This window comes from Rhizobium fabae (assembly GCF_003985135.1).
GTDB classification, from domain to species: Bacteria; Pseudomonadota; Alphaproteobacteria; order Rhizobiales; family Rhizobiaceae; genus Rhizobium; species Rhizobium pisi.
In genome coordinates this window covers 19,674-36,717 of sequence record NZ_ML133663.1, presented here as the reverse complement: position 1 = coordinate 36,717, position 17,044 = coordinate 19,674, and the positions used below count along the sequence as shown (strand labels likewise).

The 17,044-nt window shown below is 59.8% G+C and carries 17 protein-coding genes, 2 pseudogenes and 1 riboswitch; of the genes and pseudogenes, 12 read left to right on the top strand and 7 right to left on the bottom strand.

Features of this window, described 5'->3' with window-relative positions; genetic code table 11:
• Positions 1-7: 7 nt before the first annotated feature.
• Complete coding sequence (locus EFB14_RS29720) at positions 8-601, bottom strand: ankyrin repeat domain-containing protein (protein WP_125847592.1); 594 nt, start codon at positions 599-601, stop codon at positions 8-10.
• Between the two features lie 180 nt (positions 602-781).
• Positions 782-913, bottom strand: a pseudogene (locus EFB14_RS33625) (DNA polymerase IV); the annotation flags it as partial.
• Positions 914-1,119: 206 nt separating this feature from the next.
• On the opposite strand from EFB14_RS33625, the gene nthA reads away from it, so the two are divergent.
• From nthA to EFB14_RS29700, 3 genes are read left to right on the top strand one after another with little or no spacing between them, the layout of a single operon-like run.
• Positions 1,120-1,767, top strand: coding sequence for a nitrile hydratase subunit alpha (gene nthA, locus EFB14_RS29710; RefSeq protein ID WP_126830191.1), 648 nt, complete (start codon positions 1,120-1,122; stop codon positions 1,765-1,767).
• Positions 1,767-2,423 (top strand): nitrile hydratase subunit beta, encoded by a 657-nt coding sequence (nthB, locus tag EFB14_RS29705; RefSeq protein WP_126830189.1) that lies wholly within the window; start codon positions 1,767-1,769, stop codon positions 2,421-2,423. Before nthA ends, nthB begins: the two co-directional genes overlap by 1 nt.
• A 25-nt stretch (positions 2,424-2,448) precedes the next feature.
• Positions 2,449-2,760, top strand: coding sequence for a nitrile hydratase accessory protein (locus EFB14_RS29700; protein WP_125847588.1), 312 nt, complete (start codon positions 2,449-2,451; stop codon positions 2,758-2,760).
• 334 nt (positions 2,761-3,094) lie between these two features.
• On the opposite strand, the gene EFB14_RS29695 is transcribed toward EFB14_RS29700, so the two are convergent.
• Entirely contained in the window at positions 3,095-4,483 is a 1,389-nt protein-coding gene (locus EFB14_RS29695) for a tetratricopeptide repeat protein (RefSeq protein ID WP_126830186.1), read from the bottom strand.
• A gap of 88 nt (positions 4,484-4,571) precedes the next feature.
• On the opposite strand from EFB14_RS29695, the gene EFB14_RS29690 reads away from it, so the two are divergent.
• Positions 4,572-4,847, top strand: coding sequence for a DUF4242 domain-containing protein (locus tag EFB14_RS29690; RefSeq protein ID WP_028748181.1), 276 nt, complete (start codon positions 4,572-4,574; stop codon positions 4,845-4,847).
• A 207-nt stretch (positions 4,848-5,054) separates the two neighbouring features.
• Here the strand turns inward: EFB14_RS29690 and EFB14_RS29685 are convergent, their stop codons facing one another.
• The 4 genes from EFB14_RS29685 to EFB14_RS29670 form a co-directional block, all read right to left on the bottom strand.
• Positions 5,055-6,008 carry a sugar-binding transcriptional regulator gene (locus tag EFB14_RS29685; RefSeq protein WP_126830184.1) on the bottom strand — a complete coding sequence of 318 codons (954 nt, stop codon included), beginning with the start codon at positions 6,006-6,008 and terminating at the stop codon, positions 5,055-5,057.
• A 21-nt stretch (positions 6,009-6,029) separates the two neighbouring features.
• Entirely contained in the window at positions 6,030-7,496 is a 1,467-nt protein-coding gene (locus EFB14_RS29680) for an FGGY family carbohydrate kinase (RefSeq protein WP_126830274.1), read from the bottom strand.
• A 64-nt stretch (positions 7,497-7,560) separates the two neighbouring features.
• Positions 7,561-8,517: a transketolase family protein gene (locus EFB14_RS29675; protein ID WP_126830182.1), complete on the bottom strand. Its 957-nt coding sequence runs from the start codon at positions 8,515-8,517 to the stop codon at positions 7,561-7,563.
• Entirely contained in the window at positions 8,514-9,326 is an 813-nt protein-coding gene (locus EFB14_RS29670; RefSeq protein WP_125847576.1) for a transketolase, read from the bottom strand. The genes EFB14_RS29675 and EFB14_RS29670 overlap by 4 nt, the downstream gene beginning before the upstream one ends.
• A 210-nt stretch (positions 9,327-9,536) precedes the next feature.
• Between EFB14_RS29670 and EFB14_RS29665 the strand changes: the two genes are divergently transcribed.
• The 8 genes and pseudogenes from EFB14_RS29665 to EFB14_RS29630 form a co-directional block, all read left to right on the top strand.
• Complete coding sequence (locus tag EFB14_RS29665; protein WP_125847574.1) at positions 9,537-10,517, top strand: ABC transporter permease; 981 nt, start codon at positions 9,537-9,539, stop codon at positions 10,515-10,517.
• Positions 10,518-10,634: 117 nt separating this feature from the next.
• Positions 10,635-11,564 carry a sugar ABC transporter substrate-binding protein gene (locus EFB14_RS29660; protein WP_125847572.1) on the top strand — a complete coding sequence of 310 codons (930 nt, stop codon included), beginning with the start codon at positions 10,635-10,637 and terminating at the stop codon, positions 11,562-11,564.
• A 27-nt stretch (positions 11,565-11,591) separates the two neighbouring features.
• On the top strand, positions 11,592-13,070 hold the full coding sequence (locus EFB14_RS29655; protein ID WP_126830180.1) for a sugar ABC transporter ATP-binding protein: 1,479 nt from the start codon (positions 11,592-11,594) through the stop codon (positions 13,068-13,070).
• A gap of 22 nt (positions 13,071-13,092) precedes the next feature.
• Positions 13,093-13,881, top strand: a complete 789-nt coding sequence (locus EFB14_RS29650) for an SDR family oxidoreductase (RefSeq protein ID WP_125847569.1) — start codon at positions 13,093-13,095, stop codon at positions 13,879-13,881.
• Between the two features lie 5 nt (positions 13,882-13,886).
• Positions 13,887-14,624 (top strand): triose-phosphate isomerase, encoded by a 738-nt coding sequence (gene tpiA / locus EFB14_RS29645; protein ID WP_126830178.1) that lies wholly within the window; start codon positions 13,887-13,889, stop codon positions 14,622-14,624.
• 76 nt (positions 14,625-14,700) lie between these two features.
• Positions 14,701-15,483, top strand: a complete 783-nt coding sequence (locus EFB14_RS29640) for a glucose 1-dehydrogenase (protein WP_126830176.1) — start codon at positions 14,701-14,703, stop codon at positions 15,481-15,483.
• A 106-nt stretch (positions 15,484-15,589) separates the two neighbouring features.
• Positions 15,590-15,734, top strand: a riboswitch (FMN riboswitch).
• 117 nt (positions 15,735-15,851) lie between these two features.
• Positions 15,852-16,478, top strand: a complete 627-nt coding sequence (gene ribB / locus EFB14_RS29635; RefSeq protein ID WP_126830174.1) for a 3,4-dihydroxy-2-butanone-4-phosphate synthase — start codon at positions 15,852-15,854, stop codon at positions 16,476-16,478.
• A gap of 110 nt (positions 16,479-16,588) precedes the next feature.
• Positions 16,589-16,807, top strand: a pseudogene (locus tag EFB14_RS29630) (FCD domain-containing protein); the annotation flags it as partial.
• Between the last annotated feature and the right edge of the window lie 237 nt (positions 16,808-17,044).

Here is a 17,044-nt window from a genome sequence, read left to right as displayed (position 1 = left end):
TCCTGTCTTATTCGTGTATTTCCATGCACTTAGCGTAATTGTCCGCGCCGAGAACGCTGGCCGGAGGACATGCCACGCCATGTCGCTTGAAGAGCCGGACAATATCGAAATTGCCTTTCCACATGGCCCTCGTGATTGGTGCATAGCCGTGAACCTCGGCGTGGGTGACATCGGCGCCCTTGGCGAGGAAAAACTCCGCGAGGAGAACACGGTTCTCTTCGCCTGCAACCATGAGCGGCGTAACACCCGCTTTATTGGAAGCATCGTCGAGAATTGCTCCGTGCTCTAGGAGCAGTTTGCTGATGGGTACGCTACCCGAAAATGCCGCAGCATGCAGGGGCGTAAAGCCGCCTGAATTCCTGGCCATAACATCGGCATTTCTGTCTATTAGCAACTCGGCAACGGCAAGCTGATTTTCAAGTGCGGCGTTGATGAGTGGTGTTGCCTGGTCGCGACTGCGGCTGTTGACATCGGCACCCGTAGCCAGGAACTGCTCCACGGCAACGGTGTTTCCCGCTGAAACGGCGTCGAACAAGGGATCACCCGCGGCCGCGACTGTCGCAGAAAAAAACAACGCTACCGATGTAAGAAACCGGCGCATAGCGTCACCATAATGTTTTCCGCCAGAATAGCATACCGTTGGCAGTTAGGCTACCCAGCACCTGCGTCGGCAGCAGCGACCGCCTTGAAATGGGCGGCTTCTCCTGGACAGTACGAGTCGGGCCCCCACCCGATCCGATTGACAGCGATCTATCACGCAGCGCCGGTGAGAGGCCGCCGCTTGCGGCTCTACTCCGGAGGTCCGCTCCAACGAGGAGAGGGAGACACCGAGCAGGCGGATGCCTTTTCGCGGCGGAAAGAACGGCGAAAGCAGCAGGCCAATTATCTCGTCAAGGTCGGTGATCGCCGGCAGACCCTGAGAATCGGCCGGAGGCAGTTGAGGTATGCTAGGAGGGGGCAAGATGGCCCACTCCGACGCAGAACTATCGGCGTTCCTCGCTTCGCAGTATCGCAAGGATAGTTTTGATGTTATTTCTTTTAGCGTTCGGTTCGGCGGAGGCCTGTCATGAGGCCCTGGAAGAGGGTCAGACTACCGGACACCAAAACTGGGATGACGCCATGACGGAGTTCGACCCAAAAAAACTGTCGCACATTCACCACGCGCTCCACAGCGACCTTCCGTCTGAGCCCGCCTTGCGCACCAAGGCTCTCGAAAGCTTGCTGACCGAGAAGAAGCTGCTTGACGCCGCAGCTATAGACGCTTGGATAGAGATGTACCGCGATGAAATCGGACCGAAGCGGGGAGCGGCCGTGGTCGCGCGCGCCTGGATCGATCCGGCCTTCAAGGAAAGGTTGCTTGCTGACGGAACGTCAGCCATCGCCGAACTCGGCTTTGCCGGACATGCCACGGGCCATCTCCAGGCGGTCGAGAACACGCCGACGGTCCACAACCTCGTCGTCTGCACATTGTGCTCCTGCTATCCATTTTCACTGCTCGGCATGTCGCCCGCCTGGTACAAATCGAACGAATACAGGGCACGCGCGGTGCGGGACCCAAGGGGTGTGCTCAAGGAGTTCGGCGTCGAACTAGGCGCAGAAACACAGGTGCGCGTTTGGGATTCGACGTCCGAACGCCGCTATCTCGTCGTTCCGCAACGTCCCGTGGGCCTCGAGGGTTGGGAGGAGGGCGCTCTAGCCGAGTTGGTGACGCGCAATTCGATGATCGGCACGCAGCGCGATCTTTATCCGTCAGGGATGACGAGCTGATGGACGGTGTCCATGACCTAGGCGGCCGTGAGGGCTTTGGCTCCGTCCCCAACAAGGAAGATGGCAAGCCTTTCCATGCCGAGTGGGAGACCCGTGCGTTCGGTATCGTCCAATCGTCTGCCCTTGGGCCGGGATGGTCCATAGACTGGTTCCGGCACTGCCGCGAGCTGATCGTTCCGACGGATTACCTGACCCGGCCGTATTTTGACCAGTGGATCACAACGCTTGCCGCTCAGATGGTCGATGAGGGCTACATCACGCTCGATGAAATCCGGTCCGGACAGTCGTCCTTCATCCCCCAGCCCGCACATCCCCCTGACACTGCCGAAGCGTCGCGCGCTTATGTCAAAGCGCCGAAGAGCTATGCTAGGGAAGTTGGAACGGCTCCCAGGTTCTCTCCCGGCGATTCTGTCTGTTGTTCGGCGATGGGTCGGCCTGGCCATACGAGGCTGCCCGGATATGTTCGAGGCCGCAGAGGCGTCGTCCACGCGCATCACGGCGGCCATCTGCTTCCAGACGCATCGACGCGCGGCGAGACGAAGGCAGAACACCTTTACACAGTGATGTTCGAAGCCGGCGAGCTATGGCCTGAAGCAGAGCGCGCGATGGACCAGGTGTTTGTCGATCTCTGGGAGAGCTATATTGACCCCGTATGACCTTCACGCGCCGGAGCGACTTAGGATGCGCGACGGGGAGCCGCCGTTTCTTGAGCCGTGGCATGCGCAGGCGATGGCCATGGCGGACCTGCTTGTCAAGTCCGGACAGGTTTCTTCTAAATCGTGGGCCGAGGCGCTCGGCGCGCAGATAAGCGCGTCAGCTGCAAGGGGGGCGGCCGATAACTCGGAAGCCTATTTTGGAGCTGTCCTTTCTGCGCTGGAACGGCTGCTGGCCAACGACGGGAAGGTGTCTGCGGCAGAGCTTCACGAACGTGAGCACGCGTGGGAGGAAGCTTATTTGCGGACGCCTCATGGGCAGCCCGTAAAGCTCGACTAGCTGTTTTTCTTCACTACCTTTTCGATGTTGGCGCAGATCTCCGATGAACTGTTACGCGTTGGGCGAAACTCTGAGCCCGGAAACTGGCCCTCACCTGGTCTGTGACGATCGGGAATGCCTACCACTCGATGGACGAACCCGTCGTAAACGACCCGCCTGTCTGCGACGCCCTGTCCAAGAGCAAGCTGAGGCAGCAGTGGTGCGATGCCGAAATGCGGAAATTCGCCGGGGAGCGGTGAACGCCCACAAACCGTCGCGTTTGCTATCCTTCGCCTGCCCGAGCCACGCGATGATGTGATGGGTGTGGCGGAAGCTCCGGACAGCGTCAAGGAGCTCATTGTCGAGCGTTGGCCTCTCTTGCGCGCTTGAAGAACATTTCCGCCCGGTCATTGTCCCCCTTAGCTTGGGAAAGCAGGCCGAGATTGTAGTTCGTCTGTTGGTCGTCAGGTCGAAGCCTCAAGGCATTGGCATAGTGCTCCTCGGCGGCATCCAGATCACCGGCTTCGTGAAGCAAAACGGCCAGATTGTTATGGGCCTCGGCGTAATCTGGATCGGCGAAGATGGCCGCGCGATAGTGATCCTCGGCCAGGCTTGGATCGCTCAACTCGAGGGACGACGCGAGATTGTAGTGGGCTTCGGCGTAGTCGGGCTGTAATCGCAAGGCCTCTGCATAATGTGACTGCGCCGACGCCGTATTACCCTTCCGCTCAAGGAAGACGCCATAATTGTTGTGGGCCTCAGCGAAGCCCGGTCGTAAGCGCAGGGTTTCCTGAAAATGCCGCTCCGCTTCAAACCGATTGCCCGTCGCTTCCAAAAGGCCCGCATACCGCAGCCAGGCGTCGACGTAATCCGGCCGCGACCGGATAGCCTCGCGATAGTGCGCAGCCGCTTCGGCGTGTTCGCCAAGCGCCTCCAAAAGGATCGCGTAGTTGTAATGTGCCTCAGGATACTGAGGCCAGTGGCGGAGCGCTTCCTGGTAGTGCTCATCAGCCAAAACGGGATTTCCGATCGTTTTGTGCAGAACCCCCAGGTTATTGTGGGCTTCCGGATACGATGCTCGAAGTTGGACAGCTCGATTATAGCACCGCAGTTCCTCATCGACGCCTGCAGTCGATTGGTTGGCAACGCTTACGCCCTTGAGGAACCAGTCCTCCGCCGTCATCGCCTCTTCCGATCGCGCAGAAAGTGCCAAGCTGTCTATCGATGACACTCTGTAAAGCTGCCTCTGCGGAAGGAAATCACCCCGGAGTTCAAAAAAGCCAGCCTCGACAAATTGATAGACGGGGAGGTCGATCAGTTCGAGGATCGTTTGGGTCACGAACAGCGAATCCGCCTCAGCGTTCGATTCCACCCTTTTTGCGATGTTGATCGCACGTCCAATCCACGCGTCCTCGTCCGCCATCCTAAAGCATTCGCCGAAATGGCATCCTACACGCATCGGCATGTCCTGTGCGCTCGGTGCGGCCACCAGCGACCGACGGCGCTGCTTCCAATAGGCAATGAGCTTCAGCCCGAAGTGCACTGCTACGTCCGCGGATTCGAACAAATAGAGGTGTCCGTCGCCGGTGAAATTCTCGTGTCTTCGGCCATATTGGCTTGCCAGGGACTGCGACAAGTAGCGGTGCTCCGCGATGACGTGGGTGATGTTGTCGCGAGGCATTCTGGCCCACGCTACTGAGTGGCGGACCAGATCGGTAAACACGGCGGCGAAATAGATATTCATTCCGTTTTCTACCGCGAAAAGCTATAGTTTGGACGATGGTGGCCGTGAATATTTCGCCGCCGCCTGTCTCACGCCGAAGGAGACTATCATGCCACAGTATATGGTTGAAAGACACTTGCCTGGCATCACTCCGGAACAACTCACCGCAGCCGCGTCTCGTGCGAAGGCTGTCACCGCCAAGTTGACGGACGAAGGTAAGCCGGTGCGCTATTTGCGCTCGACGTTCGTTCCCTCAGAGGAGAAGTCTTTCTGTCTCTTCGAAGCGCCTTCTGCCGAACGCGTCCGCGAGGCGAATGTGCTCGCGGAAATACCCTTGCTTCGGATCATCGAGGTCGCTCACATCGCGGCCGATGATCTGGCCTGACAAAAGTTCGCCATGTGTTCAATGAGCAAGAACGGCTCCTAAGCCCATAAATTCGAGTGATGATGACGGACAGTAGCACAAATAATCCGTGCCTAACGCGCGGATCGCCGGTTCATCTCCTTTCAAGGCGACCGGTATTGGAGATAGCTGGCGGACAAATTTCTCAATTGGGATGTCCAATCTATCGCCGCGGTGGACGCCCTGATCCTAGTAGCTGATCAGTCGTTCAGCAGTGAACTTGTCGGTCACGAGCATGTCAATGACGCCGATATGAAGGGCTCCTGCAATAGCAGCAGTCTTCTTTGCACCCCCCGCGAGCGCAATTACCCGATCGACCCGCTCTAAATCTTCGATAGGAAGACCGATGACGCGGTCATCGAGGGGCGTTTTCACCAATCGGCCATTCTTGTCGAAGAATCGTAGGGAGATGTCTCCAACCGCGCCGGCCTCCTCGAGGTCAGCAAGTTCACGCGACGAGAAGATGTTGCCGGATCGCGCCAACAATTCGGATGGTTCAACACCACCAACGCCGACAATCGCAAGAGTGATGCTGCCGAAGAGGTCCATGGTCTCGCGCACGTAAGGGTCGGACTGCATCAGCAGCCTGGCTTCGCGCGAGGTCGTGACGCCCTGCACGGGCAATAGCTTCGGCTCAGCTCCGGTAAGGCGTGCCAGCCGCGTGGTGAGCTGTGTCGCGTGTGTTTGCACTGACGGATCGCCCATCCCTCCGAGCGTCTGGACGACATATTTCGCCTGGGCACTTTTCTGCGGATGGATGTTTTCGACCATCTTGAAGATCGTCTGGCTCCAACTCGACACGCCAATGATCTCACCGGGTGAAAGCGTCACTTCGAGCATATGGGCCGCGGCTTCACCAATGCGGGCCATGATGGCCCCGTCCCGGTCTTCGGTGCATTCGACGACGATGGCTTCCGGTAGTTGGAACTTGTCGCGCAGCCCGCCCTCAAGTTCGCTATAGGTCCCGACGGGGGGGATGACGCTCGTGCGAACGATGTCCTCGGCCTCGGCCCTCTTCAGCATTCGCGAGACCGTCGCCTGGGAAAGCCGCAGATGCTGCGCTATCTCCGCCTGCCGCCGCCCTTCGATGTGGTACATCTGGGCAACCCTGGAAATCAGGCGGAGTTCGTTGAGTCGGGACATGGGCGATACCGGCTTGAATTTTTATTCACATTTAACCGGTGTCGGTCGCAACGTCGAGCGGGCCAACGCATCATTCCATGTATTGAGGAGGCCGATGCGATCGATCTCTTCGGGGCGGATGACTGCGGTGCTTCGGGGCAGTGCCTCGATTGCGTCGAGATCCTTCCACAGCCCGAGTGAAAGCCCGGCGAGATAGGCGGCACCGAGAGCGGAGGCCTCCGGTGCCTCGCACTGGATCACAGCATGCTCGATCAGATTCGAAACGCATTGCATCAGAAAGCGGTTCTGGCTCGGGCCGCCGTCGACATACAGAGCGCCGAGCTTTCCGCCACTCTGGGCGCGCATTGCGGCGATCACATCATGCACCTGGCAGGCGATCGAATCCGTTACTGAGCGTGCCATCTGGGCGCGGGTTGTGGAAAAGTTGATCCGAGCGAAGAGAGCGCGCGCGTCGGAGCTCCAATAGGGGGCGCCGAGGCCGACGAAGGCCGGCACGAATCCCGGTCCGCCCGGCTCGGCCGTTGCCGCAAGGTCGACGAGGGCGGCCACATCGGCAAGTCCCAGAATACCGGCCATCCAGGGAAGGCTCGCGGCCGAAACAAGGATATTGCCTTCGAAGGCAAAAGTCGGCACGCCAGCGATCCGCCAGGCGACCGTCGTGGTGATGCCGTTTTGTGGCGCGATGAAGCGCGGCAATGTCGTCATGACGGAGGAGCCGGTTCCAAACGTCACCTTGCCATCGCCGGGCTTGAAGGCGCCATGACCGAAGAGTGCCGCATGGCTGTCGCCAATGGCGGAGCGGATCGGCGTGCCATCTGCGATGCCGGGAAGCCCCCGCGTCGTGCCGAAATCGGCAGCACTGTCAAGCACTTCGGGCAACAGGGCGATATCGACGCCAAAAATTTGGCCGAGTTCCTCGCTCCAGACCTGGCCATTGAGGTCGAACAACTGGCTGCGGGCGGCATTGGAGGCATCGCAGACGTGGCGGCGTCCATCCGTCAGGCAATGAATTAGCCAGCTGTCGATCGTGCCTAGACGCACCCGGTGCCCGGCCGGAACGCGATCGAGCAGCCAGCGGAATTTCGACCCGGGAAACATGGGGTCGAGCGGCAGACCGGTAAGAGCTTGCACGCGGTCCAAATGCCCTTCGGCGATCAGGCGCTCGCAGTCCGGCGCGGTGCGGCGGCACTGCCAGCTGAGCACGGGGCCGAGCACCTCGCCGGTCTCTGCATCCCACATCGTGACAGATTCACGCTGGTTGGACACCGCCACTGCCTCGATAGTGACGTCGGAAACTTTCTTCAGGCAGGACTCGATTGCTTCGCAAACGGAGGCAAAGATCCGGCGGGCATCCTGCTCGACCCAGCCTGGCTGCGGATAGGAGATGCCGACTGTGGCCGAGCCTCTGGCAAACACCTCCCCTGTTTCGGAAACCAGAACTGCCTTCGAATTGGTGGTGCCCTGATCGATTGCCAGAATAGCCCGCATCATCGTCTCCTCGGACAATGGCCAAGGCGGATGCACGCCCCGGCCCAATAGACCTGCTATCAGATTATTTGCGCGTGATCAGCGCCTGGGCCGCGTCGGCGATCGCCGCCGGCGCCATGCCGAATTCGTCGAGGAGGAATTCGGCCGAACCCGTCGGCGCGTATATGCCGGGAACGCCAAGACGCTTCATCGGCACGGGCGCGTTGTCGACGACCACTTCCGCGATAGCGGAACCGAGGCCGCCGAAGATTGAATGTTCTTCAGCCGTCACGATTGCACCGGTCTCGTTGGCAGCCGCGATAATGGCGGTCTCATCGATCGGACGAACGGTTGCCATGTTGAGCACGCGCGCCTTGATGCCGCGCTCTGCCAGGATTTCGGCGGCCTTCACGATGCGGTGGGTCAGCGTGCCGTTGGCAATCAGCGTGACATCGGAGCCTTCGCGCAGCAGGTTCGCCTTGCCAACTTCGAACTTGTGGCCCTCGGGCAGCAGATCCGGGACGCCGACGCGCGACAGGCGCAGGAAGCAGGGACCATCGTAGCTTGCGGCCCATTCCACGGCGGCGGCAGTCTCTATCCTGTCGCATGGCGCGATGACCGGCAGGTTCGGCAGCACGCGGGTCCAGGCGAAGTCCTCGATCGAATGATGGGTCGGACCAAGTTCGCCGTAAGCCATGCCCGAGGAAATGCCGACGAGCTTGACGTTGGCATTGGAGTAGGAAATGTCGGCCTTGATCTGCTCGAGCGACCGGCCGGTCAGAAACGGCGAAGCGCCGCAGACATAGGGCAGGCGTCCGCCATTGGCGAGACCGGCGCCGACGCCGACCATGTTCTGTTCGGCAATGCCGACATTGACGAGGCGATCAGGGAATTTCGATTTGAAACCGCCGAGCTTGGAGGAGCCGACCGAGTCGTTGCAGACGGCAACGATGGTTTCATTCTCGGCCGCCAGCCGTTCGAGCGTCGCGGCAAAGGCATCGCGGCAATCAAAGAGCTTCGGTGGGTTTACGGGCGCGTTCATTGGAGTGCCTCCGACAGTTCTGCCAATGCGGTTTCATACTGTTCCTTGCTCGGAACCTTGTGATGCCAGTCGACGCGATCCTGCATGAACGAGATGCCATGGCCCTTGTTGGTGTGCGCGACGATGCAATGGGGACGGTCACTGCGATGCTCGAGAGCGGGCACGATCGCGTGCATGTCATTCCCGTTGATTTCGCTAACCTCCCAGCCGAAGGCCTCGAGCTTGGGGCGAAGCGGCGCGAGATCGTTGGTGTCCGAGAGAGAGGCGCCCTGTTGGAATCGATTGTGGTCGATCACCAGCGTCAGGTTGTCCAGGCGGAACTGGTAGGCGGCCATGATGGCTTCCCAGTTGGAGCCTTCCTGCATCTCACCGTCACCGGTGATGACATAGGTGTGGTATTTCGCGCCTGAGAGTTTCGCCGCCTTGGCCATGCCGACAGCGACCGGCAGTCCGTGTCCCAGAGGCCCGGTATTGGTTTCGACGCCCGGCACCTTGTTACAGTTCGGATGACCGTTCAGCCGGGAATGCGGCTTAAGGAAGGTTGCGATTTCCTCTTCCGGAATGAAGCCCCGCTTGGCGAGGACCACGTAGAGCGCGCAGGCCGTGTGACCCTTCGACAGCACGAACCTGTCGCGATCAGGATGTTTGGGCTGATGGGGCCAGATACGCAGCACGCGGAAGTAAAGCGCGGTGAGCAGATCGATCACCGACATCTCGCCACCAATATGGCCGGCACCTGCCTCGTATACGGCCTGGAGGTCGCGCAGACGTATCTGGCGAGCAACATGTTCAAGTTCGGAAGGCTCCATCGGTTCCTCTTGCATAAATATTCACATGGTTATATTTTTGCATACAACCAGCCTTAGTCAAGCCCCTTATTGGCCGTTGTGCTTTGTCCAGCGTCCGAAAAGCCAGTTGACAGTATCTAAGCAAGTTGTTAATGAATTTTCCAGCAGGCATGAATAAATATTCGTGCTTGAGGAAATATTGGCCGCCGGCCTTAATCCCAGGGAGGAACAATGGTGGCGATCGACGTGAATGAACAGAGCCGTCCGTCCGGCACGTGGGTCAGCAAGCTCACGGGAGCAACCGGCCCGCTCATCGGGCTGCTCTTGCTCTGCCTGTTCCTGACCTTCAGCACCGATGCATTTCTCTCCGTCCGCAATGGTCTGAACATTCTCGACCAGATCACCGTGCTCGGGATCATGGCAGTTGGCATGACCTTCGTGATTCTGATCGGGGGCATCGACCTGTCGGTCGGTTCGGTTCTCGCTTTGGCGATGATGGTGATGGGCTGGACGGCGAATATCGCCGGCCTGCCGCTTGGCGTCGGGATCCTGTTAGCGCTCATTGCCTCGATGATCAGCGGATTGATCGTCGGTATCATGGTCACCTGGTTCAGGGTGCCCGCCTTTATCGCGACGCTAGCGATGATGTCGGCCGCACGCGGCGTGGCGAACATGATCACTGACGGCCAGCAGATCGTCGGCTTTCCAGACTGGTTCATGATGCTGGCGATCGATCGTCATTTCGGCGTTCTGACCGCAACCGTATTCCTGATGCTTGCCGTTACGGCGGCCGCTTGGATCTTCCTTCACTTCCGCGCGGAAGGCCGCATGCTCTATGCGGTCGGCGGCAATCCTGAAGTGGCACGCCTTGCCGGCATCAACGTCCAGCTCGTGACCATTCTCGTCTATGTCGCCAGCGCCGTTCTGGCGGGTCTTGCCGGCATCGTTCTTGCCGCCCGTCTCGACTCCGCCCAGCCGTCCAGTGGCTTCGGCTATGAGCTCGACACGATCGCGGCCGTCGTCATCGGCGGGACCTCGCTCTCGGGGGGCGCGGGCGGTATCGGAGGAACACTTATCGGTGTTCTTATCATCGGCGTCCTTCGCAACGGGCTCAATCTTCTCAATGTGTCGCCGTTCCTGCAGCAGGTGATCATCGGCATCGTCATCGTGCTCGCGGTCGGCACGGAGACTATTCGTCGGCGTCGCGCCTGACGAACGGGGGCGCCCACGTCGGCGGGCCTGGAATTCCGCTCTAAAGGTTTGGGGCGGATCAATACCCCGAGGGGGAGGACACACCCGAGGGTTCCATCAAACAACGGAGGAAATACAATGAAAATTGCGCGCACCATGCTCGCGTCTGCTGCACTGCTCGGCCTCACGCTCGGCCCCGTACACGCGGCGGAACTGAAGAAGCTCGGCTTGGCCGTTGCCAACCTTCAGGCAAACTTCTTCAACCAGATCAAGCAATCGGTCGAAGCCGAAGCCAAGAAGCGCGGCATCGAAGTCATCACGGTCGACGCAAAGGGCGACGGACCGACGCAGGTCAATCAAATCCAGGATCTTCTCACCCAGAAAATCGACGCGCTGATCTACATTCCGGCAGGTGCGGCGGCTGCGACCGTGCCGGTCAAACTCGCCAAGAGCGCTGGCATCCCGGTCGTGAACGTTGACCGCAACGCCGAGGGAGCACCCGGCGATACCTTCCTTGCAACGGATTCCGTCGCGTCTGCCAAGGCGGTGTGCGACTACATCCTGAAGGAAGCCGGCGGCAAGGGGAAGATGGTCATCATCCACGGCCAGAAGGGCACGACGCCGGAAGTTGATCGTTCGAAGGGTTGCGGTGAATCTCTCAAGGCATATCCGGACGTCAAGGTTGTCGCCGAGCAGTTTTCGAACATCTGGAGCCAGGATGAAGGATTTCAGATCATGCAGAATATGCTGCAGGCAAATCCGGACGTTTCGATCGTATTCGCCCAAGCCGACGGCCTCGCCCTTGGTGCCGCGCAGGCGATCAAGGTTGCCAATCCTTCCCAGAAGATTGTCGTCGGCGGCTTCGATGGCGACACCGCAGCTCTCGAAGCGCTCAGCAAGGGCGTCTTCAACGTGACCGCGACACAGCAGACACAGAAGATGGGCCGCGATGCGGTTGCCAACGCCATCAAGCTCGTCGCCGGCGAAAAGGTTCCCCCGGTCCAGCTTCTCGATGCCACCCTGACGACCAAGGAAAACGTGGCAGGCTTCATCGCCAACCATCCGTAATCAGTCGAAATCTCGAGGAGGTGTGCTGTGACCGAGCCGGTTCTTTCCCTGAGGGGGATATCCAAGCGCTACGGAGCGCTCCAGGTTCTGAAAAACGTGGACCTGGACGTCTATCCCGGTGAGGTGGTGGCACTTCTCGGCGAAAACGGCGCCGGCAAGTCGACGCTATCGGGCATCATCGCCGGATCACGCACACCGTCCGAGGGTACGATGACATGGCTGGGGCAGCCTTATGCCCCGGCCGCTCCACGTGAGGCGATCGACAAGGGCGTCGTACTGATCCATCAGGAACTGCAGCTTCTGCCGCATCTATCCATCGCTGAAAATGTCTTTATCGGACGTTGGCCGATGAAGAATGGCGTAGTCGACCGCACCCAGATGGTCCGCCGCGCCCAGGAACAGCTCGCGCGGCTGAACCTGCATATTTCCGCGACCCGAAGGGTCGCCGGTCTTTCGACCGCCAACCAGCAGCTCATCGAGATCGCCAAGGCGCTGGCGCACAATGCAAAACTCCTGATCCTCGACGAGCCGACGGCAGCCCTTGGCGGGGCTGAGACGGAAGCCCTGTTCGAGCAGATACGCAAGCTCCGCGCCGAGGGCGTGGGCATCATCTACATCTCCCACCGCATGGAGGAAATCAAGCAGATCACCGACCGTATCGTCGTGCTTCGCGACGGAGAGCGTGTCCATGAATTTGCTGACAGCTCGACGCCGGTGCGCACGATCGTCGAAAGCATGGTCGGCCGCTCGCTCGATCGCATGTTTCCGACGCTTCCCGAGCCGACCAGCAGGCCCGTCCTTGAGGTCTCTGGGGTGACGTCGCCGGACGATTCCTTCCGGGATGTGAGTTTCGACGTTCATGCGGGCGAGATCCTCGGCATTGCCGGCCTCGTCGGTGCCGGCCGCACCGAGCTCGTGCGTGCGATTTCCGGTGCCGATCCAATCAGCGCCGGCTCGATCCGGCTGGAAGGCCAGGCGTTGAAGCTGCGCAGCCCAGCGGATGCGATCGCCAAGGGCATCGTGATGGTCCCGGAAGATCGCAAGGACCAGGGCCTCGTCGTTGCGCACAAGATTAGCGAAAACATCATCTACGCCAATCTCGACAAGCTTGGCGGGCGCTGGCTCACCTCCGGCGTGAAACGCGTTTTCGCCGAAAAGGCGGTGACGAAATTCGGCGTCAAGGGGCGTGCGGAGCAGTTTGCCTCCGACCTCTCGGGTGGCAACCAGCAGAAGGTCGTCATCGCCAAATGGCTGATGCGCGATCCGAAAGTCGTGGTGCTGGATGAGCCTACGCGAGGCATCGATGTCGGAGCCCGCGCCGGAATCTACGATATTATTGTGAACCTCGCCAAACAGGGCGTCGCGGTCATCGTCGTAAGCTCCGATCTCGAAGAGGTTCTCGGCGTATCACACCGGATTCTCGTGCTGGCGCAGGGCAAACAGGCAGGCATTTTGAAGCGTGACGAAGCGAACGACGTTTCGGTCATGGAACTGGCGACAATCTAGGTAAAGACAGAAAGGAAGAGCGGTGTCCGACATCTCTCTGAACGCACCGAAACTATTCGATCTCAGTGGCCAGGTTGCCATCGTGACGGGCGCCGGCAGCGGCATCGGGCAAAGGATCGCCATCGGTCTTGCCCAGTGCGGCGCCGACGTGGCACTTCTCGATCGCCGCAGCGATGACGGTCTTGCCAATACCGCCAGCCATATCAGGGCTGTCGGCCGCCGCTCGATTGAAATCGCCGCCGATGTGACCAGCAAGTCGTCTTTGGCCGATGCTGTCGCCCGCACCGAATCCGATCTCGGCGCCCTCTCGCTTGCCGTCAATGCGGCCGGCATCGCCAATGCCAACCCCGCCGAGGAAATGGAAGAGGACCAGTATCAGACGCTGATGGACATCAACCTGAAAGGCGTCTTCCTGTCCTGCCAGGCCGAAGCACGCGCCATGCTGAAGAACGGCCGCGGTTCAATCGTCAACATCGCCTCCATGTCCGGTGTCATCGTCAATCGAGGTCTCAGTCAGGCCCATTACAACGCTTCCAAGGCGGGCGTGATCCACATGTCCAAATCGCTGGCGATGGAGTGGGTGGGGCGTGGCATCCGCGTCAACACGATTTCGCCAGGCTATACCGCAACGCCGATGAATACCCGGCCGGAGATGGTGCATCAGACAAAGCTCTTTGAAGAGCAGACGCCGATGCAGCGCATGGCTGGCGTCGACGAGATGGTCGGTCCGGCCGTCTTCCTGCTGTCGAATGCCGCAAGCTTCGTGACGGGCGTCGATCTGCTCGTCGACGGTGGCTTCTGCTGCTGGTGATGCCCATGCGCAGGCTGATCGCAGGCAACTGGAAAATGAACGGTCTCGCCTCCTCCCTGGCAGAGATCGCGGCGCTGAGGGAACTAACGGGCAAGGCGGCGTGCGATATCGTCGTCTGCCCGCCCTTCACGCTGATCGACCGCGCTGTCGAACGCGCCAAGGATTCGAACCTGGCGATTGGCGCGCAGGATTGCCATGCTCAACAGTCAGGCGCCCATACGGGCGATGTTTCTGCCGAAATGCTCGCCAATATAGGTGCGCGTTATGTCATCCTCGGACACTCCGAGCGCCGTCTGTCTCACGGCGAAGATGATGAAATCGTCCTTGCAAAGGCTATTGCCGCGCATAGAGCGGGCTTGATTGCGATCGTCTGTGTCGGTGAAACGCGGCATGAGCGAGACGAGGGCCGGGCGATCGAAGTGGTTGGCGGGCAGCTGAGGGAATCCATCCCAGAGCGAGCGACGAGTGCGGATCTCGTCATCGCCTATGAACCCGTCTGGGCGATAGGAACCGGGTTGGTGCCGACCAACGAACAGATCGAGGAGGTCCATGCCGCGATCCGGCAGATACTCGAAGAGCGGCTGGGCAGCGATGGTCGTTCGGTCAAGATCCTCTATGGCGGCTCGGTCAAGGCATCCAATGCCCAAGCGATATTCGGGCTTCGCAATGTGGACGGAGCGCTGGTCGGCGGCGCTTCGCTGAAGGCGTCGGAATTCGCTGGGATTATTTCTGCGGCCGTTTGAAGCCTGAGTGAGGAGGCATGTACCGCCGACCTACAGATCGGCGCGCTCATGCCGGCACCGTTGAAGGGAAAAGAGAATGCAACGATTTGAAAGCAAGACCGTCATCATTACCGGCGCAAGCCGCGGTATCGGGGCTGGGATCGCCAAACGCTTTGCGCGCGAAGGCGCCAATCTCGTCGTTTCGGCCAATGAAGACAGCGTGCATAGCGTGGCCGAACAGATCAAGGCCGATGGCGGCAAGGCAATTTCCTTCGTTGGCGACGTCACTGACAAGGCTAGCGTCAAGGCCCTATATGACGCAGCCGAGCAGGCATTCGGCGCTGTCGACGTTTCCATTCAGAATGCCGGCGTCATCACTATCGCCCGCATCGAGGATCTGACCGAGGGCGAGTGGGACAAGGTCATGGCCGTCAACACCAAAGGCGTGTTCCTCTGCGCCCAGGAGGCGATCGCCCGCATACGCAAGCACGGCCGCGGCGGCCGTATCATCAACACTGCCTCCGGCCAGGCGCGCGACGGCTTCATCTATACGCCGCATTATGCCGCCTCGAAGATGGGCGTCGTCGGCATCACCCAGAGCCTTGCCAAGGAAGTCGCGACCGACGGCATCACCGTCAACGCCTTCTGCCCGGGCATCATCGAGACCGACATGTGGGCCTATAACGACCACGCATGGGGCAAGCTGCTCGGCAATTACGGACCCGGCGAACTGATGAAGGAATGGGTCGAAGGCATCCCGATGAAGCGCGCCGGTTCCGGCGAAGACGTCGCCGGTCTCGTCACCTTCCTTGCCAGCGACGATGCAGCCTACATTACCGGTCAGACCATCAATGTCGATGGCGGCCTGATCATGTCCTAGCTCCGTTCGGCAATAGGAAACGGTGCTTTCACCCCTGCGAGGCAATTCCCGCGGCGAAATCTATACACAACCTCTTGCAGAACAAGGCCTTCATCATCTATCTAGGTAATGTTCTCAGGGCGGGGTGCAATTCCCCACCGGCGGTATCGAGGCAACTCGGAGCCCGCGAGCGCCTTCGTGAAAGCGAAGGGTCAGCAGATCCGGTGAGATGCCGGAGCCGACGGTCATAGTCCGGATGGAAGAGAGCAACGCAGAGGGCACCGCTCGGCTCGCGGTGTTTCATATGCTTGTTCGCCCAAGGGAAATTGGTGGCTTTTGATAGGCCATGTATGCCGCACGCTGCGGCTAACCCTTGAAAGGCAGAGAAGATGGCAATTTCCAAAATCGAAGATGCGGTCGCCGCAATTGCGCGCGGCGAAATCGTCGTCGTCGTAGACGATCGCGACAGGGAGAATGAGGGCGACCTCGTCATCGCTTCCGAAGCAATTACCCCACAGGCAATCGCTTTCATGATGAATTACGCCCGCGGTCTCATCTGTGTGGCGATGGAAGGCGAACGGCTGGACGAACTGCAGATCCCGCTGATGGTGCCCAATAATACAGAAATGTTGAAGACTGCCTTCACCGTCTCGGTTGATTACATTCCCGAGACGACCACCGGCATCTCCGCCGCCGATCGCGCCGCGACGGTTCGAGCGCTGGTCGGCGAAGGGTCACGTCCTGAAGAGTTCGCGCGTCCTGGTCACGTCTTTCCTCTTCGGGCGCATCCAGACGGTGTGCTCTCTCGCCCCGGACATACAGAAGCGGCTGTCGATCTTGCTAAGCTCGCCGGTCTTTCTGCCTCGGGCGTCATCTGCGAGGTCGCAAACGATGATGGCAGCATGGCCCGCCTTCCGGATCTGGAGATATTCGCAAAACGCCACGGCCTGCATCTCATCACGATCGAAGATCTCATTGCGCATCGACAACTGGCATTGGCAATGAAAGCCGCTTAGACCTCTTTGAGTGACAGGGCCAAATCGGGACGAGACTTGCCAACCGCGATGCCGCGATTGGTCGGCTCCCTCCAACGATTCAATATCGCCAGCGGTCCGATCTGTTTCATCATGTCTTCGAGATGGTGATGCAGACGCGGGCGCGCCTGGCACCTTTTCGACGGGCACAATTCCGTTTACCCGGGCGTCTGGCAAAATCCTATGAGGAGCACGGCCGGATCGTGACCGCGATCATCTACGCGGAAGCCGCGGCCGCGGGGCAGGCGGCATATGCTCCTGTAGAAGTTGTCAGCGATGCCAGCGCGATATTTGCAACGGCCGGAGAGTAGAGGGGGCGTGACGCCTAAAATCAGGCCCCATTAGCCCTCTTACGAAGAACGCCCAGTTGTTTCGCAGCGTCTCCTCCGCGGCTTCGACGAAGCGGTGAGCAATTCAAGAACCTGTCCTCCCGTGGCATCAGCTTGCGAGAAATACTCATCATGCCAACGGACCCTTCAGTGTGGCTAACTGTCATAAATCTGTCATAAACACGCTCAGGCAATTGAAGCAACGGGCAAATCGGCAAG